The sequence below is a fragment of the Burkholderia sp. USMB20 genome (assembly GCF_000949135.2).
In the GTDB taxonomy this organism is placed as follows: domain Bacteria; phylum Pseudomonadota; class Gammaproteobacteria; order Burkholderiales; family Burkholderiaceae; genus Burkholderia.
Genome location: NZ_JTAN02000017.1, coordinates 262,081 through 283,822, shown reverse-complemented (window position 1 = coordinate 283,822; position 21,742 = coordinate 262,081). Strand labels below are relative to the sequence as shown.

The window sequence follows — 21,742 nt, the reverse complement described above, 5'->3', positions numbered from 1 at the left end:
CCAATAGTCGTGGCGATTATTCGGTACGAAATCAGATTACGCTTATCGTAATCATCGAGACACTGGGAGATACCCTCTGGGGCTATCGCAGCAGTTCCCCGTTACCCGGTGCGGCTTATTTCAGAGCGCGCCCATTCCCTGGGAGATCAGTCGCGCCCGCATCCGGAGTGCCTGCGCAATCGGTCCGTCGAGTTCAACGTCGATGATTCCAGCTGGCCCCATTACCGTGATGACTCCAGCGAGGGCGCCCGCATGGTCTAGCACCGGCGCGGAGAGTCCATGCAGGCCTGGATTGAGATCGCCTCGCACCTGCGCCATGCCTTGTTCGTGCACCTGCTCAAAGAGCGCCTCCATTTGCTGCTTAGTGATTCGGGGCACGCTGGCGAGGCTGGCGCCGGGATGGGGTTTTCCTGCCAATTCCCGGCGAATGAAAGGGTCGGTGATGCTGCGGGGCATGTACGCTCCGAATACCCTACCGGTGGACGACGACAGTATCGGCATGACCGAGCCCGGCCGACAACTAACTATCAACACATCGTTGGTCTCTTCAAATCGGACGAAGGTCGGTCCAGCAGCCCCCCAAACTGCGAGGCCGACGGTATAACCGACCTCGTCGCGCAACTCGCCAAGCGCTTTTGCCGCCACGTTGACCACGTGCAGGTGGCGCAGCGCCGCAAGTCCCAGTCGGATAGCTAGAGGGCCCAGCCGGTATCCGCCGGAAGTGGGGTCGCGCTCGGCCAGGCCGCCTCGGCAGAAACTAACCAAATATCGATGCGCTTTGGGAGGCTGCATCCCGGCCCGCTCAGCCACCGTCTTCAACATGAGCGGCGGACCCATTTCGATCAGTGCGGAGAGCACACGTAACGCCGTGTCGACAGACTGGACGCCGCCGCCAGTTTCCTCGTCAACATTTTCTTCGGCCACCTTCTTACCCATGGGGACTCCATCGCCGCTGTGATTTCCGGGGACGTAGCCTAGCATGCCGCTTCCCCAACGGCTTACGGCGCAAGCAGGTTCCGCATTTCATCTCCCACGGCGCGGTAGGGTGCGACTGCGCGATTTCGGAGCGATATCGGTCGTCGGCGTAGCCAAATCCGTGAAGAGATCTGAGGTTGACCCGTTTCCGTGAACGGTTGGGCAGTTAAATTTTAAGCAGGTGGAACTCCTCCGTTTGACGCAGTGCTGCGAGTTGTCCACGGTCGGCCGGCGGGTCGCTTATCACGACCATGACGCTGGCCGGCGGTGGGCAACTCGCTTGGCGCGCATGTTCGGTTTTGTTCGTGGTGGATATGCTCGTAGACGCTCGGCGAGCGATAACCCAGGCTGCTGTGGCGCCGATGCGGGTTATACCAGCCTTCGATGAATGAGAAGATCGCGCGGCTAGCTTGCTCGCGGGTTTCGAATCGCGTGCGCGCGAGCAATTCACATTCGAGCGTGGCGAAGAACGACTCGCACATCGCGTTATCAAAGCAGTCGCCCACGGAGCCCATGGATGGGCGCACGCCGGCCTCGCGGCAGCGCCGCCCAAACGCGAGGGAGGTGTATTGGGCACCCTTGATCGGAATGGTGAATGACACCCTTGGCGTGACGTTGCGCCAGCGCCATGTCCAAGGCCTTGAGCATCAGCTCCGTGCGCAGGTGCTCACCCATCGCCCAGCCGACGATGCGGCGACTGAACACGTCCAACACCACGGCCTATAAGGACTTTCCTTTTTTGCAAGCTGGGGTTGATTCATCCATCCGTTCGATTCCCATGTCATTGGGACACATTCGGCATTCAGCGGCGAGACAGACTGCACACCTATAAGCGGCCTTGTTGGGCACCATCGTTGCCGGTGCCCGGGCCCGGATAGTAACCGCGCAGCAGGACTCCATCCAGATAACGGCGAATACATGCGATGTAGCGCCTGACTGTGGTTCGAGTTCGCCCGCTGCCGGTCTGACCTGTCGCTATCCTTGCTTTTGCGTCCTGGATTACCAAGTCACCCTTTACGGGTGACGCCCAGATTTACCCGTTCATGCTGTTGCCGTACCTCCTCCGTGGCTGGCCGGTTTTGAGGGAGTGGCGACATGCGAGGGGTCGAAGCGCTCGCCCCTTGCCAGAATCGCCCACAGGATGCGCGCGTGCTTGTTGGCGACGGCCACCAGCGTTCGATACCAGCCCACGCGTGCCTGGATCTGAACGATCCAGCGGGAGAGCCGGTCGGTTCGTCGATGGGCGCTCGTTACCGCGGAGCGCGCGCCCTGGAACAGCAGCGTGCGCAGATACGTGTTGCCCTGCTTCGTGATGCGACCCAGCCGGGTCTTGCCGCCGCTGCTCTTCTGTTTGGGCACCGTGCCAACCCAGGCGGCAAATTGCCGGCCGTTGTGGAACAGGCGAGCGTCGCCAATGGTGGCCACCGCGGCGGATGCGGTGAGCGGCCCGATGCCGATGACCGCCATGACGCGCTGCGCGTTGCTGTCGTGCTTTACGTGCGCGGCGACTTGCACGTCGCACCAGGCGATTTGCTGGTCGAGGGCCTGCAGGTGCTCCCAGCCTTGCAGCAGTGCAGTGCGCGCGACACCGTTCAGTTCAGTAGCCCCGCCCTCCAGTGCCTCGACGAAGTGGGCACGAAATGCGTCGATGCCTTGCGGCAGAAATGCGCCGAACTCGACCAGCTCACCGCGCAGCCGGTTGACGAGCGCGGTACGCTCCTCAACGAAACCGGCCCGCATCCGATGCAGCACCAGCACGTTTTGCTGGTCTGCCGTTTTGACGGCCACGAAGCGCATATGCGGCCGGCCCGCGGCCTCGCAGATGGCCTCAGCATCCAGCCTGTCGTTCTTCACGTGCTTACCGCCCTTGCGGTAGGGGGCGGCGAACTGCGGCGCGATCAGGCGCACTTCGTGGCCGAGTGCGCGCAGCTTGCGCGCCCAGTAGTGGGCTGTGCTGCACGCTTCCATTGCGACCAGGCACGGCGCGAGGTTGGCAAACCACTCGAGAAACTTCTGCCGTGAGATGGCTTTCATGACCACCACGCGTTCCATGCTGTCCACGCCGTGTACCTGAATCAGGTTCTTGGCCAGATCCACGCCGATACGAGTAATCTTGTCCATGACTTTCCCCTTCCCAGATGGGTTGCCTAGCACCAACCATCCTGGCATATCGCTATGCCACGAGATCGGGAAAGTCCTTACTAATTCAGATAGAGAAAGCCTGCGCGGGTCGGCACGAAGGTCGCGTCGGCGACCCACAGGCGATTCGGCTCATCGGCATTGAAATGCCGTTGCACCAAGTCCGGTGCGGCGCGTGCCCCGGCTTGTCGTTGTGTCGTGGTGATCCACTTGCGCCGGCTCACGCCACGCAGACCCGCGAGGCGCATCAGCCGTGCGACCCGTTTGCGCGCGACGTGGATGCCTTGCTCAGCAAGCTCCGCATGAACGCGAGGCATGCCGTAGGTGCCGCGTGAGCCGTCGTAGATGGCGCGGATGCGGGTCGCCAGATCGGCGTCACTACGGGAATGCGCCGATGGCGCTCGTTGGTGCCAAGCGTAGAAGCCGCTGGCAGAGACCCCCAGCAGCCGTGCCATCGTCGCAATAGGCCAGGTGGCCTGATTCGCTTTCATGAACTCGAACCCTTGTCGGGCAGCGTTCCGGTCTCCCTCGCGAACCAGGCCGCGGCTTTTGCCAGGATCTCGCGCTCAAGCTTGAGCTGACGGTTCTCACGGCGCAGGCGCGAGAGCTCTTCGTGTTCGGTCGAGGTCAAGCCGTCGTGTCGTGTACCGGCATCACGATCGGCCTGGGCAACCCAGCCGTAGATGGTCGGCGTGCTCGGGCCAAATTCCTTGGACAACTCTTCCGGGCGACGCCCGGCGTGTACCAAGTCCACGATCTGTTGCCGAAATTCCGGTGCATAGGGCGCTCGGTATTTGGACATGATCCGTACCTCCTCCTTGTCAGGATAGATCGTGTCCACGAAAGCGGGTCATCTCCAATCCTGCGACTTGTCAGGTGTTTGACCGGGCCTGTCGGGAGACCGGGAAGAGGACCATCGTGGCGTGCACGAAACGGGTCAACGTGATTCCGTCACCTACGGGAATTGTCTCTCAAAAGGGGGCTAGATGCGACGCGATGGCGCCGGGGGTGCCGCCCGCGCGCAGTGCTATTGAACCATGCCGGCAAGGAATTGTACCACCCACACGTCACCGCAGTGGGCGGCGGCGCTGACCCGATGAACACCTTGTTGATTTGCAACTCGCTGACGGGCTGGCCAGGCTCCAAACCCATATAAACCAAGGCGCGCTCCATGCCGCTTCGGCGGATCGGGTCGGTTTCACGAGATCCGGCAAGCATCCGTCGAGGGGCACAATCATCTCCGGTGAAGTGCCCCACGTGGCCATAGGCACGACTTGCGCAGCATTGACGGCTTCCGTGATGAGCATTCGCAAGTCCGTCAGTGCGGCGTCCCAAAGATCACCGACAGGCGCATATGGCCGGCCGCGGAGACAATTGATGGTCTTATCGTCAAAGGCGACAAGTCCTTCCGATTGCCGTTCGACGGGCGGTCAAGCCTTTTTTTCGTACCGTTTGCGGACGTCTTTGATCATTTCGATAAGCGCTTGGCCCACATCTCTTCCATCGGCCTTGGCTTTGGCTTTGCAGTCTTCCCACAGCTTGAGGTCGGCGTAGCCCTTCTCGGTGTGGCGATTCCAATGCGTGTCGAGCGGGGTTGTGATTTCCAGTCGAACGCCCGCCGGGTCGTGGAAGTAGATTGACAGGATCAAGCCCTTATGGTCGGTCGGGCCGATCACGTCCACTCCTTGCGACTTCAGCCACTCGTACCAGCGCATCACCTCGGCGCGATCCTTCGCTTGCAGCGCGATGTGATTGAACAGGTCGTAAGCGGGATGGCTTGCCTTTGCCGGGGCGGGCACGCCGGGCGCCTCAAAAAACGCCAGCGTAGAGCCGTCTCCCATGCGAAAGAAAATATGGAAGTAGGGAATGGCATCACCGGTGGACGGGATGCTATCGTCCAGCACCGTGCTCGCCAGCTCCATTCCCATGATGCGCGTGTAGAAATCAGTCGTCGCGGCGGCGTCGGGCGTCACCCATGCCGCGTGGTTCAACATCATCGGCGTCAGGCCCGGATTGGGTGTCAGGGCCGCGTTGGGTTTGGCGCCGCTAACTTCGGGGGCGGTGGTTTGCATGGGTAGATTCTCCTGTCGGTGCGATTTAGAGTTGCGGATCGGCGATGCGTACTGCGAGGCCGTCGAGCAGGTCGCTCATCGAGATCTGGCACGACAGCCTGCTGTTTGCTTCACGCGGCGCGGCGGTGAAGTCCAGCAGCTGGTTTTCGGTGTCGTCAGGCGCAGGCAGCAGGCCGGCGAACGAATCATCCACGATCACGTGGCATGTGGCACAGCTCATCGCGCCGCCGCAGTCGCCGACAATGCCTTTGATATCGTTACTGGTTGCGGCCATCATCAGGTTCTGCCCGATAGGTACTTCGACCTCGTTGCGTTCGCCGTTGGAATGGATGTAGATGACACGGGGCATGGTTTCGATGTCCTTCAGATGATACGGTGCAGGTTTTAATATCCCTCAAGGTCGCGTCGGTGTAAGTCCCCTTCCCGGGGACGTCGTTGGGAGAGAGGGGGGAAGTGCAGAACGCGCGGCTGCGAATGCTCGGCGGGCGAAGGAGTACTTGGCTTGCTAGAGCCGCAGAAAACCAACATGCCGACCAATGGCCGGAGGAACCCGGAGCACTATGGGGAATGGTCCGCTGAGCTCAATGTTCATCTCGCGCGAGATTGATCGTAATGGCCCAGTGCCGAGCCTGGTCGACGAGTGACTTGCGCAGGTCATTAGAACGACAACGCACACGTCCCCGGGAAGGGGACTGACGCCGCCGGAGCGTGTGATTAGATTCGGTTTAATCGAGCATTCCAAGGAACTACCGCATGACTTACGTTGCAGAAAGCCCCCGTGTTACGCGTGGCGCTTGCGACTCTGTCTCGCCCCATGAATCAAACTCCACCGGTCCCCTCGACGGATCCAAGGTCCTAGCAGGTTGCTGAAGTACCGGCGGCTTACGTCATCGCGGAAGGCCCTTGCTGCGTTGATATTGAGACCCTCACTTGCCCACTGGAGATCATGCGCGGCGCTGACACGTTCACCGAGAGCCTGTTTTCCTTGCGAAAGCTGGACGACTTCGTCCCGAAGTCGCATCCGTTGCGATCGATCCGCCTGATGGCGAACGAAGCGCTGGCGAAGATGGATCGACTGTTCGCCGGGATGTACGAAGCGGACATAAAGGGCGGGCGGCCGAGCATCGCGCCAGAGAAGCTATTGCGAGCCATGCTGATCCAGGTTCTCTACAGCATCCGCTCGGAGCGGCAACTGATGGAGCAGGTTCAATATAACCTGCTTTTTCGCTGGTTCATCGGCCTGGCAATGGATGACGAGGTGTGGGTGCCCACGGTCTTCACGAAGAATCGCGAGCGATTGATCAAGCACGATGCGATTATCGAATTCTTCAATGAAGTAGTGGTCATCGCTGGGAAGAAGGGTCTGCTCTCGGGCGAACACTTCAGCGTCGACGGCACGCTGATCCAGGCGTGGGCGGGGCACAAGAGCTTCGTGCGCAAGGACGATGACGATCAGGACAACGACGGCGGCAGCGCGGACGACTTTAAAGGCAGCAAGCGCAGCAACGAGACGCATCAGTCCAGGACCGATCCCGATGCGCGGCTCTATCGCAAAGGCAAGACGGCCAGCGAATTGCGGTACATGGGCCATACGCTGACCGATAACCGGCACGGCCTGGTGGTCAACGCGCGCGTGACGCACGCTGACGGGCATGCCGAGCGTGAAGCGGCCAAGATCCTGATCAACGACGCGCGGCAAGCGGTACAGGATGCGAGCGCGGAGATCACGCTGGGTGCGGACAAGGGTTACGACGCACAGGAGTTCATCGAGGCCTGCCACGAGATGAAGGTGACACCGCATGTAGCACAAAATACCTCGGGGCGGCGTTCGGCGGTGGCCGACACGATTGCCTCGAGCGTGGGCTACGCCATTTCTCAGCAAAAGCGCAAGCTGATCGAACAAGGCTTCGGCTGGGCGACGACCGTAGGGCGCATGCGCCAGGCGATGGTGCGCGGGTTGAAGAAGGTGGATCAGATGTTCGTTTTGAACATGGCCGCGTACAACCTCGTGCGCCTGCGATCCTTGGCACAAGTCCGTCCATCGTGAAAGTAAACACGGAAATGAGACCATGAATTGGCCTCAAAACGCTTACAAGGACGTTGAATTCGCATTGAAATCGCACAATGCGCAAATCTTGCGGCGAGAGCCGCGTAATTGGAGCGAGGCCGCTTCAGCTCGGGCGTATTTCAGCAGCCTGCTAGGTCGTGTTAACAATCAAAGCTTTGGCGCAAATGCGCAAGCGAGTTGCGCAAAGGCCATGAAGTTATTACGGGCGAGTTTGTCATAGCGAGTAGCGAGGCGTCGAAAATGTTTGATGCGACTGAAGAAGCGTTCGATAAGGTTGCGAGAACGATACAGCTCGGGATCGAAAGCGCGCGGATTGCGTCGATTGGCGCGTGGCGGGATCACGGCCTGGGCACCAGAAGCTTCGATCTGCTGGACGAACGCGTTGCTGTCGTAGCCCTTGTCAGCGATGACGGCTTGCGCCGCGAGATCGGCAATCAGTTCCGGGGCGCAGTCGATGTCGGCAACCTGGCCGGCGCTCAGTACGATGCGCAGCGGATTGCCCAGCGCGTCGACCGCGACATGCAGTTTCGTGCTCAATCCTCCCCGCGACCGCCCAAGTGCCTGCGGCCCCGCTTTTTTTGGGCGCCGGCTGAATGCTGGTGCGCCCGCACGATGGTCGAATCGCTGAACAATTGCTGCAAATCGGCTTCGCCTGCCAAGGCATGGGCCACACGTTCCCATACGCCCTTTCTGCTCCAGCGGGAAAAGCGCATGTACGTGCGCTCCCACCGACCGAATTCGCTGGGCAGGTCGCGCCACAGTGCGCCAGTACGAGCGATCCATAGCACCGCTTCGACAAACAGCCGATTGTCTGCCGCTGTGCGTCCCGGATCGCTTGCCTTGCCTGGCAACAGATGCTCGATCTTCGTCCATTGCGCGTTGCTCATCAGCCAGCGAACCATCCTGATCTCCCATAAAAATCAGGATGTAAACACAATTCATTGATTGTTAACAGCCTCTAGAAACGGACCAACTGATTGCTGTACCTTTTGCGGCCACGACGCGGGCTGGTTTTGGAGCCGACGTGATCAAGATTGAGCCTCCAGGTACAGGTGATTCGATTCGCAAGTGGCGCCTTCTAATAAGGCAACGCTGAACAAGTACCTGCTTTTCGAAAATGGCCACGTAGCGAAAGAGCGGCGCCTACGTTTGGCGGCAAGTACAGTTGCGCAACAGGCACTCCGTTGCGCTCGACTTGAAGAATCCGGACGCGGAGAAGATTGTGCGCAAGCTCGTGTGCGAGGACGACCATGACGGACCGGTGCAAGTAAGCAAGGCCGGGCCCGCATGGCAGCGGCGACCGGCGATGTCCGACCTGGAATTCCGCCCCCTGCAGTGCGATTTGCGTCGGATTGGACGCGAGGAAAAATGAATGTCTCATGCGGAGATTGCTTAGCCATGCAGAAAGTTGTCATACTCGGCGCTGGACACGCTGGTTTTCAATGCGCTTCGACCTTGCGCCAGCAAGGCTTTACCGGCGACTTGTGCCTTATCTCCGACGAAGGCAGATTGCCCTATCAGCGACCGCCTCTTTCCAAAAGTTACCTACTCGGAAAGACGTGCGCCGCCGATCTGGCTTTCCGCGGAGAAAGTTTTTTCAAGGAGAACAGACTGACCCTTATCCCGGGTGTTGCCGAAAAAATCGACCGAGAAGCGCAGCGCGTCACACTCAACAGCGGAGAATCTCTGCCATATGACCATCTCGTCATAGCGACCGGCTCGCGGCCACGAACATTGCCGGTGCCGGGGGCGGAACTTGCGGGCGTGCTGTCCCTGCAAACACTGGACGATGCCGATCGGCTCCTTGCAGCGCTTGCAGGCTGCAACAAGGCGGTCGTGATTGGCGCCGGTTTCATCGGACTTGAGTTCGCCGCTTCGGCGCGTCAGCTCGGCCATGCTGTCAGCGTGCTGGATATTGGCGAGCGACCAATGGCCCGGGTCTTGTCGCCCGAATGTGCAGCCGCATTTACTCGGGCGCATCGCTCCTTGGGTACGGAACTACTGTTCCGGACGGGCGTGGAACGGTTGGAAGGACGGGGTGGCAGGGTAGCGTCGGTCATCACGACCAGAGGAGAGCGGATTCCCGCAGACCTCGTAGTGGTCGGCATCGGCGCTGTGCCGAGGGTCGAGCTTGCGCTTCAGGCAGGTTTGCCGGTCGACAATGGGATTGTTGTTGACGCCACATTGCGGACCGCTGATCTGCAAGTATCTGCCATTGGGGATGTCGCATCCTTTCCAATGCGCGCTGATGGTCATCGTGTTCGACTCGAGTCGGTGCAGAACGCTGTCGATCAGGCGCGCGTAGTGGCGGCTCGCCTCGCGGGACGTACGCCAATCGAGTATCAGGCGGTGCCGTGGTTCTGGAGCGACCAAGGCGACTTGAAACTGCAAATCGCTGGGCTACGCGACGACCGTGACGAGCGCGTAGTGATCGGCGACACCACCGCCCGGAACTTCTCCATCCTGTGCATTTCGGACGGCGTGCTGCGAGCCGTGGAATCGGTTAACCGGCCGGCAGACCACATGTTGGCGAGAAGGCTTCTTGCCAAGCAAATCGGTCTTTCCCCAACTCTGGCGCGCGAGCCTGGATTCTCGCTGAAGAACTTGGGGTAGCAGCGCGCGGCGCGTTTACGTCGACGCACCCAGACTGCTGCAGTACTCGAACCCGCTTGAAACTAAGTGTGCCGTGATGATTGCTTGTCGAGCTGATTAAGGACACCCGTGCCGACGATGGCAAGGCTGATGGGCCGCTTTGTCAAGTACTCGGGTGTGGTTGATAGAAAGATGTATGTGCTTCTGCCGCGCGCGAACTCATCATCGCTGATATTTCGATGGGCAATGTCAACGCCGTGTATGAACTAGTCCATTGAACCAATGAAATTGCACCGATCTAAAGGTGCATGGGAAAAATGAATCTGAGTGAAGCCGAGCGCGAAGAATTGCTGTCGATGCAGCGCAGCCGAACGATGGCCGTTGGCCAAGTAAGGGGAGCGCGGTTGATCTTGTTGCTCGACGAAGGGGCCTCGCGCGGGGCGATCATGAACGAATTGCGATGCGATTCGCGTTTCATCACGACATGGCAAACCCGCTTCGGCAATGAACGTCTGGCGGGCTTGTACGGCAGGCACCCGGGTCGTGCGCCGCGCCGTGATCTGGCGCGTCTTGAGGCGCGAGTGCTCGACTACACGCTGCGACGCAAACCGGCCGACGGCTCGACGCACTGGAGTAGCTGCAAGTTGGCCGCGCAGTTGGGCGAGCCCTTCATGACGGTGCAACGTATCTGGCGCAAGCACGACATTCGTCTGCATCGTCTCGATACCCACATGGTGTCCAACGATCCCGACTTTGAGACCGAGGCTGCCGATGTGATCGGCCTGTATCTGAACCCGCCGCTGCACGCAGTGGTGTTCTGCGTGGACGAGAAAACGGCCATTCAGGCGTTTGATCGCAAAGACCGGATGTTGCCGCTCTCGCCCGGGCGCGCCGAAAGTCATGGCTTTGAATACAAGCGCAACGGCACCCTGAGCCTGTTTGCGGCATTGAATGTCGCCGGCCGACGAAGTGTTGGGCAAGACTGCCCCACGCCATACCAGTGCCCAGTTCGTCGCGTTCCTCACCGAGGTGGTAGCGACACAGCCAGCCAGAAAGGAGATTCACGTGATTTGCGACAACGTGAGCAGCCACAAAACCGACGCCGTTCAAACCTTTCTGGCTGACCGACCATTGGACCGAACATCACTCGTGCCCCAGAGTCGTGGCTATCTCCTCGCTAAACCTGTATGAATTGAAGGCCGTCGAGCTCACTAGCTAGTTTCTATAAAACGGAAAAGCATTTCGTGGCGACGGGGCACCAGGATGGATGGCGAGCGGAAATTGGGTTTCGGTTTTGCTATGGCTTTCTCGAACAAGCAATTCTGGTGCGTATTAATCGGTAGAGTCAGGTAGCCGGATAGTGGAAAGATCGATAGCTTGGGTGTTGCTGCCTGGCGGCGGGGTCCGGTGGGTGAAGCATTAGACGCGCTGAATAGTGGCGCTGAAAGAGGTCACGATGTTGAACATGCTGCAGTTAGAAACGTTTGCCGCCGTGGTTGAGCACCGACACTTCACGCGCGCCGCGGCCGCATTGAACATTTCACGCGGCGCGGCTTCGCGGAGGGTGAAGATCCTTGAGGAAAGCTTAGGAGCGCTACTGCTGAGCCGCGAGCCGCCTCTTACCCCAACAAAGGCCGGGGAAGACGTTCTGCGATATTTTATGTCAGTCCGTCTTCTGGAGGACGCGCTGCTTCGGCGCATCATGCCAGGCAGTATGGCGACGACAGCCATTGCCCTCGCTGTTAACGCCGATTCGCTCGCAACATGGTTCGAGCCTGTCGCACGACAACTTGCGCTCCAGCACGTGGCGCTTGAGATCGTCGTTGACGATCAGGATCATACGCTCCAGGCTCTGGCTCGCGGCGACGTTAAGGGATGCCTGTCGACTCAACGCAAGCCTGTTGAAGGTTTTCTTGCTGAACCGGTCGGGCAGATGCGATACCAATGCGTGGCCACTCCCCAGTTTGCTTTTCAGTACTTTCCTGGTGGCATTACTTTACCCGGTGCGCTCAAGGCCACGGCAGTCTTATTCGACAGAAAAGACATGTTGCACGATGCGTTTCTCGACTCGTGCTTCGGCGTGTCTGTGGGGAAGTATCTGAAGCATTATTTTCCGTCTCCAGCGGCGCTGCTCAATGCTATCCGTAGCAACCTGGGATATGGACTCGTGCCCTCGATGCAGGCTGAACCGCTGATTCATTGTGGAGAACTGGTTGCGCTCGCACCCAGACATGACTTGATGATCGACCTCTATTGGCATCACTGGGAGTCGGAGCCTGAGCCACTTGCGAGAATCAGTGCATTGGTTATCGATGCCGCGCGCAAGAGCTTGGTGCAGGCTCTCGGGAAGGAAGGCTACGCGTGAAGCGCCGGGATGACTGGCAGTGATCCGCCCAGGTTCCGTCAGGCGTCGTCGTCTACAGAAGCCCGCATGGCGCGATATCTAGGCGCGTACCCGCCTGATACCAAACATTATCTGCCAGGTAAGCAACATGCAGGAGGATGCAAGAAGGCCGGCCGGCAGCGGAAGCCAACCCGCGACATCGAAGATGCCAGTCCAATGGATGGCGGCAACAAGCAATGATACGCCAGCACCGGCGAGCAACATCATGGTTGCGCAGCGAGGAGGGACCTTCAGCCCGGTCTCGTGAAGGATGAATAGCAACCCGACGGCGGCGACGTAAACGACGTTCAGTGAAACGATGGTAGAGACGATCGCCTGCCCGTCGGCCGCAATCGCAGATCCAATGGCGATAATTAAAATGCGTCGGTAGTGGGCGCGGTGGCCACCGCCCTTCACCACTCCTTCCAGTGCGCATGCCATCGCTCGTGTGAGGGCGCTGCCCGAACCGAGCGCAGCGAGCAGGATGACGCCGATGCACAGCGGACCCAGCGGCCCGCCAGTTTGTAGGATTAGCGAAGGGATCGCGCTCGCACTGTCGTGCAGGCCGGACAGCCTTCCAGCATGTAGCGCTGCGACAACGGCTGCGGCCGGAAGAAATCCCGTGGCAGTGAGAAAGAGGCCCGCGAGCACGCAGCCGAGCCACGCGTCTCGCGGTCGGCGCGCTGCAATGACAAATTGTTGATAGTCCGAGCCGGTAATCACCAGAAACCCGACTGCAGCAATGGTCACCAGGGTCTCCGCTCGTGGAGTTCCGCGCACTTCGCTAGCAAAGGACGGCCATGCGTGCAGATACACGGGGAGGCCGTTCGACGCGACGAGGGCATGTACAAGGGCGATATTCGTCACTAACAGGCTGATTACAAAGACCGTCGCTGCCATGCCGAGTTCAAGAGAAGACATTATGAGCAAGCCGGCCGCAATGACTGCCAGCGCAGGCATTGCTGGGAGTCCCATAGCCACAAGGACCGCGATACCTCCGTGAATCTGGGCGGCAAGGACGCCAGACATCCAAACGAGCGACAGAAGCGCCACGAGCTTGCGGACCACTGTTCCATAGCGGTCGCCGAATACGTCCCAGATGAGTTCCCGTGTCCGCCACAGTGTCGGCGCCGCAAGCGCCAGCATGCCCAGTGCGGTGACGATCGCATAGAGACTACCTGCCATCCCGGCATGGACAGCCATCTCGCCCGAGCCCAGCAGGAACGCGACGCCATAGCTCGCGGAGACAAGTAGTGAACCGACACCAACGGCACCAAGCTTAAGCTGCGTCATTGTTTGCTCCCAAGGGCGTGATCCATTCGCGGACCACCGCATCAGGGCCGCGAAAATACGCGTGGCAGACTCTGGCCGTGCCGGCGAAGGCAGGCAATGCCAGCAGCTTCCTTTGCGCGCGAGCGAGGCGGTGATAGGGAATCGACGGAATCAGATGATGCGTGAGGTGGTAGCCGTTGTTGCGCGGATGAATGATCCAGCGCCATAGGCTGTGGGAAGAGATGTCGCGCGTGTAATGGAAGATCCCGCCCGGATGCAGGCCGAAGTGATCGCACAGCTCGCGAAACGTGGTGATCGCGTGAAAGATGGTGATTTTCGCCAGCATCCAGATGCCGAAGAAGAGTGCCGCCGTATGGATGCCCCATGCAAGCGTCACGGCGCCCAGTATGGCCGCCCACCATCCCACAACGCCGAGACCCTGCAACCAGCCGACTCGATGCAGATGCCCGAACGTTGAGCCGTGCCATGCGGCCGGCGTGAGCAGCACTCTGAGAAATGGTCGCCACCAGCTTTCGCCGGGATAGTGCTGAACGGCGATGTAGTCAGGGTCGCGCGTCGGATCGCCCAGCCACGCATGATGGCGTGCGTGAAGTTCGCGATAGAGAGTGAGGCTGTTAAAGAGCGCGGGCGCAACGAAAAGACGCGTCAGCGTGTCGTTGACGACGTTCGAGTGTGCGAGGTTGCGATGCGCGGCGTCGTGTAGCAGGTCACCGAGCGCACGTTGCCGGTTGCCAATCCATGCAACAGCCGCAGGCGCCGACCACAATCCAAAACGATGCAGGGTCAGCATGGCGGCGGCGATGGTCAACCAGTCGAACATAATGTCGATCACGACCTTGAAGACGTCGGGCGACGTCATGGCCTGGTGTAGTTCGCTCCATTCGGGAAATGACGAGCGGATGAGATCTTGGTCGTTCATTACGGCGCGATGATTCATGGGTGACCTCCCGATCTATGAATGATCGTGTGCCCGAGGCCGGAGGCGCAAAGTGCAGGCCGGCGGCAAAGCACGAAATGAGCTTTGATCTTACGAAACGTTCCGTCGCGCAGTGCCGTGTTCTACAAATTTGCACAACGTTGCGCTCTCGGAAGCAGCATGCACAACGGTCTCTCGACGCATTGAAATCAGACGGCGTTTAGATTGGGCGTGAGATGATCGGCATTTGGGTGCTCGGGGGATCGAATGTGTACGCGCTTGACGGTGGAAAGTGGGCCATGCGTACCGCCGAAAATCTGGCGCTGCGTGACATGGCCTATGCGTCGGGCAATCTCTTCGCGTTTCAGACGCGAGAGCAAGTGATGGTTAGGATGAAACGGATCAAGCGAGGATTGACGATTCCGGTATATTTGGGTCACGCATGTCTTGCTGCGATTCGCGACGATATCTGCTGAGCATGCGACTGTCGAAACTCATGCGATGCGGGTTCTGCGCGGACCGGGGATCGGATGAGACTGTCGGACTGCGGTGAGGAAGAATGGAGCCAAGAACGATGACGCTGTAGGCACGCATATCCGACAGACGAGGAGCGGACCGCGAAGCATCATCACTACACGTCATTGACGGACTGCTCCATCGAGATGCTGATCTGCAGCCGATGTACGTCTCGCGGAATGGTGAGTCGGATATTAACGGGCGTTTCATCCGAGGGCGCCGAAGTGCGCGAACGGTTACCACGCGTGCGCGGGATCTCTTCTTCGATCTCCCTACCCAGCCGTTCGAGTTCTTCCTGCAGGTCTTCCAGTCGTGCCATGACCGATCTCCACGACGAATGCACGATGTTGCCGATATAGACACCTGCGGCAAACCGGTAAGTCCGAAGATTAATCCCTCGTGGGTAGCCGTTGCGCGCTGTTCAACATTTTTATGCGTTGTCGACGTCAGCGAGACAGCCGCGTCAGGCGACCAATGCGCGAATCCTTGAGGATTTCGTCGGCGCTCTCTCCCAGTAGCTGACACTGCTCGTAGAGCAGCCCAATGAGCCGCGCTTTCTTCCTTGCATCGAGGGGCACCGGAAGGCGTTGCTCGACCCGCTCGACGGCTTCCATCACACTGTCCAGTGTTTTCTGATCAAGCCGGTACCGCACATCACGATCGAGAATCATGTGACCGTCGCCCGCCAGCAGCCATATGGGGTCCACCGAAAATCGCTCGTATAGCGCGCGCAGCAGTTCGACGGGGATCGTGCGCTCGCCACGCTCGTAATTCGCATAGGCACGTAGAGACAGCCCGAGCTGACGGGCCATCTTGTCCTGCGAAAGTTCGAGGTGCTCGCGCACCTGCGAAACGCGCTGATGATACGCCTCGGGATCCGCGGTGCTTGACATGTTTCTCTCACCTTCCTAGAGTGATTTCGTACCTTGATTATAGGTACGTTCGAGTAATGGACAAGCTTCGACGTGCCTGGACGAAAAGAGCCGTTGGCGGACAGGCGATGCTTCGACGTGTGGTGGAGGAAAAGTGACGAGCAGGCGCTTCTACACGCTGGAAGAAATCGCGCACGAGCTGCATATCGCACCGGCGACCGCACGTAATCGCCTGACGCTCGGGCTGCCGATGCCACCATCAATTCGTGTGGGGCGCCGTCGTCTTTTCCCGGTCGATGAGTATGAAAGATGGATCGCCTCACAACTGACCCACTCTGGCGGTAGCGAGGCCGCATTGGACACCACTGAGGACGCGGCCCGCGATCAACACGGACCGTCTCACGCCCCGACTTAGCTGCGCAACCTCTGTTTCATTCTCTGAATTTCCACTCAAGCGATGACGCTATACTGGATATCCCATCGTGCCGGTTGTTATCTCCTTCGTCTCCACCAAAGGCGGCGTCGGTAAGACGACCGTCGCCGCTAATCTTGGCGGCCTGCTCGCAGCCTTCGGCCTGAAGGTTCTCGCGATCGATGCAGATGTCCAACCGAGTCTAAGCAAGTTCTTTCCCGTCTATTACCGTTCATCGCAAGGTCTGACTGCCGTCGTGACTTCAGGCGGCAATCCTTCGGCCGACTGTATCAGTCGCACGATTTTCTCGAATCTCGATCTGATCTATTCCGATACGCCGGATGCTGCGCTACAGGCGTGGCTCAATCGCCGTGAGGATCGCCTGATGATCCTGCGCCGGGCGATGCGCAGCCCGCTCATGGAGCCTTATGACGTTGTGTTGATCGACACGCAAGGCGCGATCGGCGAACTGCAGAAGTCCGCGGCGATGGCGGCCGACGTGATGGTGTCGCCCGTCAAGCCAGATGCGCTGAGCGCTGGCGAATTCGCCACGGGCACGATTGCCATGCTCGGCGAACTTAACCGGCTTGCCGACTTCGGCGAATCATTCCGTTCGGGCGACTTGCTTACGCTGATCAATGCGCATGAACGCACCACCAATGCGAGGGCACTTGCAGCTGTATTGCGAGAGCGATTCACTGGTCATCCGAAGGTAAGGGTGCTCAGAACCGTCATTCCGTCTGCCGCCGCGTATGCGGCAGCTGCGACGGCGCGCGTTCCCGTCCACGACTTCGATCGCCGACGGCGGTTCGACAATTCGGCCTGGAACGTCATGCATCGCCTCGCGTGGGAACTGTTCCCGTCGCTTGCGAACGTCTATGCGGGGTCTCCGCGGCCCGCGATCGACTGCGCGGCGCCTGCTGACAGCGGACAGGGAGCAGTCGCATGAGCGCGCCGGGAGAGCCGGTCAGTGCAGCACGTGAGCGTCTCGCCGCGCAGCGCCTGGACGTGCTACCGCCGGGCGCGCGCACGCCAGATCCGCAGCTCACGTCGGTAATCCGACTCAAGATCACGGACGTGATGGCCTATGAACGCAATCCACGTCGCGCGTCGCATGAGCGCATCGTGGAGCTCAAGGAGTCGATCCGCACCAACGGCATCGAGCAGATCGTGACGGTGACCCGCCGTCCGGGCGCAACGCGCTACTTGGTAGCGAAGGGCGGCAATTCGCGCGTGACCGCGGCGACGGCCCTTTACGACGAAACGCGCGACGACCGCTTTCTCTACTATGACTTCTTCTATGTGCCGTATCCTGGCGAGGCGAAGCTGCTGGCCGCTCACCTCCGCGAGAACGACCAGCGCGCCGATCTGTGCTTCTGGGACAAGGCGAACGGTTATCTCGCGCTAAAGGCGGATCTTGAGGCCGAGCGGGGCGGGACGCTGTCGTTGCGCGAGTTCTCGCGGCTGCTCGAACAGGAAGGGGCACCCGTGAGCCACGTGCTGCTCGCGTTGTTCCAGTTCGCGGTCGACCGGCTGTCGGCACTCGGACCGGCCACGGTGTATCTGAGCCGCCGTGCGCTCGTCGATGTAATCCAGCCCGGCATCGGCATATTACTGCGCCTGACGCGCCGCCTGGGTCTTGACGACCGCTGGATGCAGGAGCGGGTGCTCGATCCGCAACTGACCGGCATTGCTGCCCGCTGCAGTCTCGACGATATCGGCATTGTGGCGCAGCACGCGCCGGAAAGGACTGTCCCATTCGACGCTGCACAGTTGGTGGACGGACTGCGACTACGCCTGGCGAGCGAGCTTGGCGTGCCGCGCGGCGCGCTCAACCGGATGTGTCATCTGCTCGAGCGGATGCCAGATGCCGCAGCCGACGACCTGCGTGAAGTAGGTGGCATGCCAGTGGCGCGACGTGAAACGTCATCCGTTGCATCTGCTCCAGAAACGAATAAAGCATCGACAACACGGAGTTCATCGGCCTCGTCGGATCAGGGCGCTGGTGACGATGTGCGAGCCGCGCAGGCCGCGAGCGGGGCTGTGTCAAACCCGACTGCTTTCGAGAAACAGCCTTCCGAAACGGGCACGGCGCCGGATGGCCTGCAACGGGCACCGGATGACGGGTCCATACTGATGGCTGGTGATATTCACGGGATGCGCATTCCGCAAACTGCGCCGCCGACGCAGGAAGGTGAGATCTTCCGGGAGACTGTGTTCGCTTTCGCACGGAACTGTGGTCTCGATGGGTGCGTGCGTGATGCGCCTGGATTGCCGTACGGGTTCTTGATCGAGCCGCCACCACCGGGCAGGGCGCGCTCTTCTCCCGACGCTGACGTGCAGCGTGATGAAGCTGCACTCACACGGTATCTCGGCTGGTGGTGGCTGGTCTGCCTGTCCCGGCAAAACACTGCAACAGGCCTCACACGCGTGCCCACCGATAGTCTCTTTGCGCACATGGCTCGCGATGATGAGGCGTGGAACCATACATGTGACGCGAGCGTCGGCGAGCCGTTACTCGCTGATCGCATGGACGTGATGTTCGACGTCATGCTGAATCCAGATCACCCAATCGGTCAGTGGTGGGGTGAGCTCATTCGCGTGGCGCGCGCCTTCCGCGCGGCCTATCCCGAACGGTTTGCGCTGACACGCTGGCCCGAACCCGGCGCTGACGAGCGGCTTCAGCGAGGGGGGCCATGATGGACAGGGCCTTCCTGCGTCTCGAAAGCGAGGCGCTCGAACGTTTCGTGCTGCTCGAGCTCATTGCCTTCGCTTGCACGACAAATCGGCGCGCCGTTGCAGGTATGGAGGATCGCGAAGTTTCATGTGAAACAGGTTCGATCGATACGACGTCACGGATAGACCGATTGCCAGACGGAGTTCGGCGTGTGCTCGGCGATGCCCGCTCGCCAGCGCTCGCGCGCGATCTACTCAGCGCCGGTGCATTGCGTGTCTTCGTGGACGCCGGCGCGTTGCAGCGTCGCTGCGAACTGATCGAACGGCAGTGGCGCGATCACGATCTGTTGCACGCGTTTGTCGAAAGGCAGGCGAGCATCCCGATGATCCGCGCGTTTTTCCGCACGGCGACGCGCGCAACGATCACGCAAATGCGGTCGGAACTGAATGTCGCCGCGCCGACGAAACCGCGCGCACTCTCGCTGTCCGAATTGGATGCACTGTTCGATGCGTGGGGCACGCTCAACGACATCGTCGATTTGCGCGAACGGTATCTGGCGCTGCATGAGCGATGTGATGGCCAATGGTCGCTCGCCACGCTTTTCGCCGCACTGAACGCGGACACCGGGGCCTACCGCCCAACTTCTTCCCATCAGGAGCCTCACTATGTACGACATGCGACTTGATCCGGAAGGCAATCTGCTTCCCGGCAAGACCTGGGAGGATTCGCCCGGACTGCCGCCTGCGGAGGCCGAAATGGTTCTCTCGATGCTCGATGTTCCGATCACGATCGACCGCTGCTTCGTCGAGATCTGCGGCGACCTCGCTGCGGCCGCAATGCTCACCGAACTGTCGACGCTTGAAAGCGATACGGGGCGCCAGCATGCCTGGCTTCTGGTCGCGCCCGATGAGCTCGAACGAAGACTGGCGCTCACTGAGCTGCAGCAGCGCGCCGCGCGGCGGGTACTCCGATCGAAAGGGCTGATCGCGCATAGACGGCGAAAGACGCTCCAGGCGGACGAGTTCCGCGTCCTATGGCCGGCCGTCGTCGCGCAACTTCAGCGCAAGGCGGAGGAACGAACGGCCCATATCGCCTGGCCGCCCGTACATCCGTGCCATCCGGACCAGCTCGAACGGCTGGAGGAGGTTGAATCATGATGCCTGGATGCCATCCCTATATCACTGAGTTCGAAGCGATGTGGGCGATGCTGAGGCCCTACCGGCCCATTGCTTTCGGAACACGGCTCGCCCGCATCACAGGGCATCCGAAGCAGGCGCTCCTGCTATCGCAGCTCGTGTACTGGACACGCCGCGGGCGTGATGTGGACGCCAACGGCGGGTGGGTCCACAAAACGCGCGAACACTGGCTGCTGGAGACGGGGCTGTCGCGTGAGGAGCAGGAAAATGCGCGGCGACGCCTGCGGAGCATGAAACTGCTGACGGAATGGCGCGGTGGCCAACCCGCGCGTATGCACTACCGGCTGGAGGTGGAAGCAATCTCGAATGCAGTTCAATTCACTTGCCCAATGGTCGCGCAGCTTCCATCGTCCATCGAAGCGATGCGGGTGGATCAGTTCGCGGGCGACGCCTTGCTTGGGCCGACTGTCGCGTACCGGCGCATTTTTGTCGACCTGGTCGGTAACGTGAACGCGGCATTGCTGCTCTCACGCATGGTGCAGCTGCAGCGCCGTGAGGCCGACCGGCAATGTACCTGGTTCACGCTCACGGCCGGCGAATGGCAGCGCACGCTCGGCCTGAACCGGCGCCAGCTCGAGAACGCGAGAGCGCGGCTCGTGCGCCAGGGGCTGATTCGTGAGCTCACGCGCCAGTGCACGGGGCGGCGCGTGTTCACCCAGCTCAACGCGGGCGAACTGAAGCGCCAGCTTGAACGCATTGTGTCGCGCGGTGATATGCGCGAGCGGCTCGCGACGCGCAAGCGCCTGCTCGCGCAGAGTCTGCGCGAAGAAGACGAGCGTGCCCCGGCAGCGACACCGTCGGCTGTTACCCCGGGTAACAGCTATCCGGGCAGCATTGCAGTTCATACTCCGCAGGTAATCGCACCGACGACCGAACGCCCAAAGTCGCCAACCGGAAGTGTCCGACTGGGTCTCGATGTGCCCGCGGCGCCCCTGTGGTCGGCGGGTTTGATCCATTACCGATGGCGGGAAACGTGCGTTGCAGACGCGCGCGTATACGGAAGGATTACATACCGGACTACAACGACCGGCGGCCCAGCGATCTTGCCCGGTGAGCAGCCGAATCCGGTTGTAGTGGGGATCGATTGTCCATTCTCGCAACGGCTCGCCACAGATGACATCGGGGCTCTCGTCTGGCCAGCGATGGTGGTCGAGAATGACCGCGCACTGATCGCCTTGCATCTTGCACGGATCCCTGCTATGGACCGGCAGACGCTGCTGGACGAGATGGCGGCAGGTCACCGCCACCAGCCGGTGCAACTGACCGTCGCGTACATCGCAGGTCTCGTGCGCCGCTATCTCGCGGGAGACTTTATCGCCACCAGGGCGCATCTCGAACGCGCGACGCGGAAGCGGGCAACGCAACGCGAGGGCGCGAGCGCGGATTCGCCAAGCGCGCATGACGCCAGCAACTTGCCAGTATCAACGCGCGAGACCGCCTGCCGGCATCTGGCGGCGATCCGCCATGCACTCCACGCACGCATGGCACATCAGCCGACGCGTCGATCGTCGAGCGAGTTGGTCAGTCAGGCGACCACCCATGTGTGACCGAATCCGTCACGCTTGTCGGGCACACCCGCATGCGAGCTCGTGATTGCCATTGCGCATTGCTGTTACCCGGGGTAACGGCAA

20 protein-coding genes and 3 pseudogenes are annotated in these 21,742 nt (G+C 60.6%); 11 read left to right on the top strand and 12 right to left on the bottom strand.

What is annotated here, in order from left to right; all coding sequences use genetic code 11:
* Positions 1 to 120 precede the first annotated feature (120 nt).
* From PL79_RS21535 to PL79_RS21500, 7 genes and pseudogenes are all read right to left on the bottom strand, one after another.
* A complete protein-coding gene (locus tag PL79_RS21535) occupies positions 121 to 936 on the bottom strand; it encodes an IclR family transcriptional regulator (protein WP_044845140.1) in 816 nt (271 codons plus the stop codon).
* Between the two features lie 356 nt (positions 937 to 1,292).
* Positions 1,293 to 1,695: pseudogene (locus tag PL79_RS21530) on the bottom strand (IS3 family transposase); the annotation flags it as partial.
* 321 nt (positions 1,696 to 2,016) lie between these two features.
* The gene (locus PL79_RS21520) at positions 2,017 to 3,096 is read right to left on the bottom strand and encodes an IS110 family transposase (RefSeq protein ID WP_044845138.1); all 1,080 of its coding nucleotides are present in this window, start codon (positions 3,094 to 3,096) and stop codon (positions 2,017 to 2,019) included.
* Positions 3,097 to 3,176: 80 nt separating this feature from the next.
* Positions 3,177 to 3,605, bottom strand: coding sequence for an IS3 family transposase (locus PL79_RS21515; RefSeq protein ID WP_052664655.1), 429 nt, complete (start codon positions 3,603 to 3,605; stop codon positions 3,177 to 3,179).
* The gene (locus PL79_RS21510) at positions 3,602 to 3,955 is read right to left on the bottom strand and encodes a transposase (RefSeq protein ID WP_135801111.1); all 354 of its coding nucleotides are present in this window, start codon (positions 3,953 to 3,955) and stop codon (positions 3,602 to 3,604) included. The genes PL79_RS21515 and PL79_RS21510 overlap by 4 nt, the downstream gene beginning before the upstream one ends.
* 589 nt (positions 3,956 to 4,544) lie before the next feature.
* Positions 4,545 to 5,186 (bottom strand): VOC family protein, encoded by a 642-nt coding sequence (locus tag PL79_RS21505; RefSeq protein WP_235879302.1) that lies wholly within the window; start codon positions 5,184 to 5,186, stop codon positions 4,545 to 4,547.
* Between the two features lie 25 nt (positions 5,187 to 5,211).
* Positions 5,212 to 5,535, bottom strand: coding sequence for a 2Fe-2S iron-sulfur cluster-binding protein (locus tag PL79_RS21500; RefSeq protein WP_044845137.1), 324 nt, complete (start codon positions 5,533 to 5,535; stop codon positions 5,212 to 5,214).
* Positions 5,536 to 6,132: 597 nt separating this feature from the next.
* On the opposite strand from PL79_RS21500, the gene PL79_RS21495 reads away from it, so the two are divergent.
* Positions 6,133 to 7,233, top strand: a complete 1,101-nt coding sequence (locus PL79_RS21495) for an IS5 family transposase (protein ID WP_044845136.1) — start codon at positions 6,133 to 6,135, stop codon at positions 7,231 to 7,233.
* Positions 7,234 to 7,401: 168 nt separating this feature from the next.
* Here the strand turns inward: PL79_RS21495 and PL79_RS21490 are convergent.
* A protein-coding gene (locus tag PL79_RS21490; RefSeq protein ID WP_135801110.1) for an IS5 family transposase occupies positions 7,402 to 8,156 on the bottom strand; the annotation gives its coding sequence in 2 pieces (ribosomal slippage) (positions 7,402 to 7,835 and positions 7,835 to 8,156; 756 coding nt in all).
* A 68-nt stretch (positions 8,157 to 8,224) separates the two neighbouring features.
* Between PL79_RS21490 and PL79_RS37205 the strand changes: the two are divergent.
* The 4 genes and pseudogenes from PL79_RS37205 to PL79_RS21470 all read left to right on the top strand — a co-directional run.
* Positions 8,225 to 8,350, top strand: a pseudogene (locus PL79_RS37205) (CoA transferase); the annotation flags it as partial.
* 302 nt (positions 8,351 to 8,652) lie between these two features.
* Complete coding sequence (locus tag PL79_RS21480) at positions 8,653 to 9,867, top strand: NAD(P)/FAD-dependent oxidoreductase (protein ID WP_235879301.1); 1,215 nt, start codon at positions 8,653 to 8,655, stop codon at positions 9,865 to 9,867.
* 287 nt (positions 9,868 to 10,154) lie between these two features.
* Positions 10,155 to 10,977, top strand: a pseudogene (locus PL79_RS21475) (IS630 family transposase); the annotation flags it as partial.
* Between the two features lie 325 nt (positions 10,978 to 11,302).
* Complete coding sequence (locus PL79_RS21470; protein WP_044845164.1) at positions 11,303 to 12,211, top strand: HTH-type transcriptional regulator ArgP; 909 nt, start codon at positions 11,303 to 11,305, stop codon at positions 12,209 to 12,211.
* 78 nt (positions 12,212 to 12,289) lie between these two features.
* Here PL79_RS21470 and PL79_RS21465 read toward each other — a convergent pair whose 3' ends face one another.
* On the bottom strand, positions 12,290 to 13,522 hold the full coding sequence (locus PL79_RS21465; RefSeq protein ID WP_044845133.1) for a sodium:solute symporter: 1,233 nt from the start codon (positions 13,520 to 13,522) through the stop codon (positions 12,290 to 12,292).
* Entirely contained in the window at positions 13,509 to 14,459 is a 951-nt protein-coding gene (locus PL79_RS21460; protein WP_044845132.1) for a fatty acid desaturase family protein, read from the bottom strand. Before PL79_RS21460 ends, PL79_RS21465 begins: the two co-directional genes overlap by 14 nt.
* Before the next feature lie 278 nt (positions 14,460 to 14,737).
* Here PL79_RS21460 and PL79_RS36210 point away from each other — a divergent pair, with 278 nt between their 5' ends.
* The gene (locus tag PL79_RS36210; protein ID WP_193759862.1) at positions 14,738 to 14,914 is read left to right on the top strand and encodes a hypothetical protein; all 177 of its coding nucleotides are present in this window, start codon (positions 14,738 to 14,740) and stop codon (positions 14,912 to 14,914) included.
* Positions 14,915 to 15,069: 155 nt separating this feature from the next.
* Here the strand turns inward: PL79_RS36210 and PL79_RS21455 are convergent, their stop codons facing one another.
* Both PL79_RS21455 and PL79_RS21450 read right to left on the bottom strand, forming a co-directional pair.
* The gene (locus PL79_RS21455) at positions 15,070 to 15,273 is read right to left on the bottom strand and encodes a hypothetical protein (protein ID WP_044845130.1); all 204 of its coding nucleotides are present in this window, start codon (positions 15,271 to 15,273) and stop codon (positions 15,070 to 15,072) included.
* Between the two features lie 127 nt (positions 15,274 to 15,400).
* Entirely contained in the window at positions 15,401 to 15,847 is a 447-nt protein-coding gene (locus PL79_RS21450) for a helix-turn-helix domain-containing protein (RefSeq protein WP_044845129.1), read from the bottom strand.
* 461 nt (positions 15,848 to 16,308) lie between these two features.
* On the opposite strand from PL79_RS21450, the gene PL79_RS21440 reads away from it, so the two are divergent.
* Genes PL79_RS21440 through PL79_RS21420 form a run of 5 tightly spaced genes read left to right on the top strand, consistent with a single transcriptional unit; the run spans position 16,309 to position 21,658 of the window.
* Positions 16,309 to 17,187, top strand: a complete 879-nt coding sequence (locus PL79_RS21440) for a ParA family protein (protein ID WP_044845128.1) — start codon at positions 16,309 to 16,311, stop codon at positions 17,185 to 17,187.
* Positions 17,184 to 18,938, top strand: coding sequence for a ParB N-terminal domain-containing protein (locus PL79_RS21435; RefSeq protein ID WP_044845127.1), 1,755 nt, complete (start codon positions 17,184 to 17,186; stop codon positions 18,936 to 18,938). The genes PL79_RS21440 and PL79_RS21435 overlap by 4 nt, the downstream gene beginning before the upstream one ends.
* The gene (locus tag PL79_RS21430; protein WP_235879300.1) at positions 18,935 to 19,600 is read left to right on the top strand and encodes a hypothetical protein; all 666 of its coding nucleotides are present in this window, start codon (positions 18,935 to 18,937) and stop codon (positions 19,598 to 19,600) included. The genes PL79_RS21435 and PL79_RS21430 overlap by 4 nt, the downstream gene beginning before the upstream one ends.
* Complete coding sequence (locus PL79_RS21425; RefSeq protein ID WP_044845126.1) at positions 19,581 to 20,072, top strand: hypothetical protein; 492 nt, start codon at positions 19,581 to 19,583, stop codon at positions 20,070 to 20,072. Before PL79_RS21430 ends, PL79_RS21425 begins: the two co-directional genes overlap by 20 nt.
* On the top strand, positions 20,069 to 21,658 hold the full coding sequence (locus PL79_RS21420; RefSeq protein ID WP_044845125.1) for a hypothetical protein: 1,590 nt from the start codon (positions 20,069 to 20,071) through the stop codon (positions 21,656 to 21,658). The genes PL79_RS21425 and PL79_RS21420 overlap by 4 nt, the downstream gene beginning before the upstream one ends.
* The last annotated feature ends 84 nt before the right edge of the window (positions 21,659 to 21,742 follow it).

Coding starts and splice junctions, on each gene's coding strand:
- PL79_RS21535 (WP_044845140.1), bottom strand. CDS start 936: ATGGGTAAGAAGGTGGCCGAAGAAAATGTTGACGAGGAAACTGGCGGC.
- PL79_RS21520 (WP_044845138.1), bottom strand. CDS start 3,096: ATGGACAAGATTACTCGTATCGGCGTGGATCTGGCCAAGAACCTGATT.
- PL79_RS21515 (WP_052664655.1), bottom strand. CDS start 3,605: ATGAAAGCGAATCAGGCCACCTGGCCTATTGCGACGATGGCACGGCTG.
- PL79_RS21505 (WP_235879302.1), bottom strand. CDS start 5,186: ATGCAAACCACCGCCCCCGAAGTTAGCGGCGCCAAACCCAACGCGGCC.
- PL79_RS21500 (WP_044845137.1), bottom strand. CDS start 5,535: ATGCCCCGTGTCATCTACATCCATTCCAACGGCGAACGCAACGAGGTC.
- PL79_RS21495 (WP_044845136.1), top strand. CDS start 6,133: ATGCGCGGCGCTGACACGTTCACCGAGAGCCTGTTTTCCTTGCGAAAG.
- PL79_RS21480 (WP_235879301.1), top strand. CDS start 8,653: ATGCAGAAAGTTGTCATACTCGGCGCTGGACACGCTGGTTTTCAATGC.
- PL79_RS21470 (WP_044845164.1), top strand. CDS start 11,303: ATGTTGAACATGCTGCAGTTAGAAACGTTTGCCGCCGTGGTTGAGCAC.
- PL79_RS21465 (WP_044845133.1), bottom strand. CDS start 13,522: ATGACGCAGCTTAAGCTTGGTGCCGTTGGTGTCGGTTCACTACTTGTC.
- PL79_RS21460 (WP_044845132.1), bottom strand. CDS start 14,459: ATGAATCATCGCGCCGTAATGAACGACCAAGATCTCATCCGCTCGTCA.
- PL79_RS36210 (WP_193759862.1), top strand. CDS start 14,738: ATGCGTACCGCCGAAAATCTGGCGCTGCGTGACATGGCCTATGCGTCG.
- PL79_RS21455 (WP_044845130.1), bottom strand. CDS start 15,273: ATGGCACGACTGGAAGACCTGCAGGAAGAACTCGAACGGCTGGGTAGG.
- PL79_RS21450 (WP_044845129.1), bottom strand. CDS start 15,847: ATGTCAAGCACCGCGGATCCCGAGGCGTATCATCAGCGCGTTTCGCAG.
- PL79_RS21435 (WP_044845127.1), top strand. CDS start 17,184: ATGAGCGCGCCGGGAGAGCCGGTCAGTGCAGCACGTGAGCGTCTCGCC.
- PL79_RS21430 (WP_235879300.1), top strand. CDS start 18,935: ATGATGGACAGGGCCTTCCTGCGTCTCGAAAGCGAGGCGCTCGAACGT.
- PL79_RS21425 (WP_044845126.1), top strand. CDS start 19,581: ATGTACGACATGCGACTTGATCCGGAAGGCAATCTGCTTCCCGGCAAG.
- PL79_RS21420 (WP_044845125.1), top strand. CDS start 20,069: ATGATGCCTGGATGCCATCCCTATATCACTGAGTTCGAAGCGATGTGG.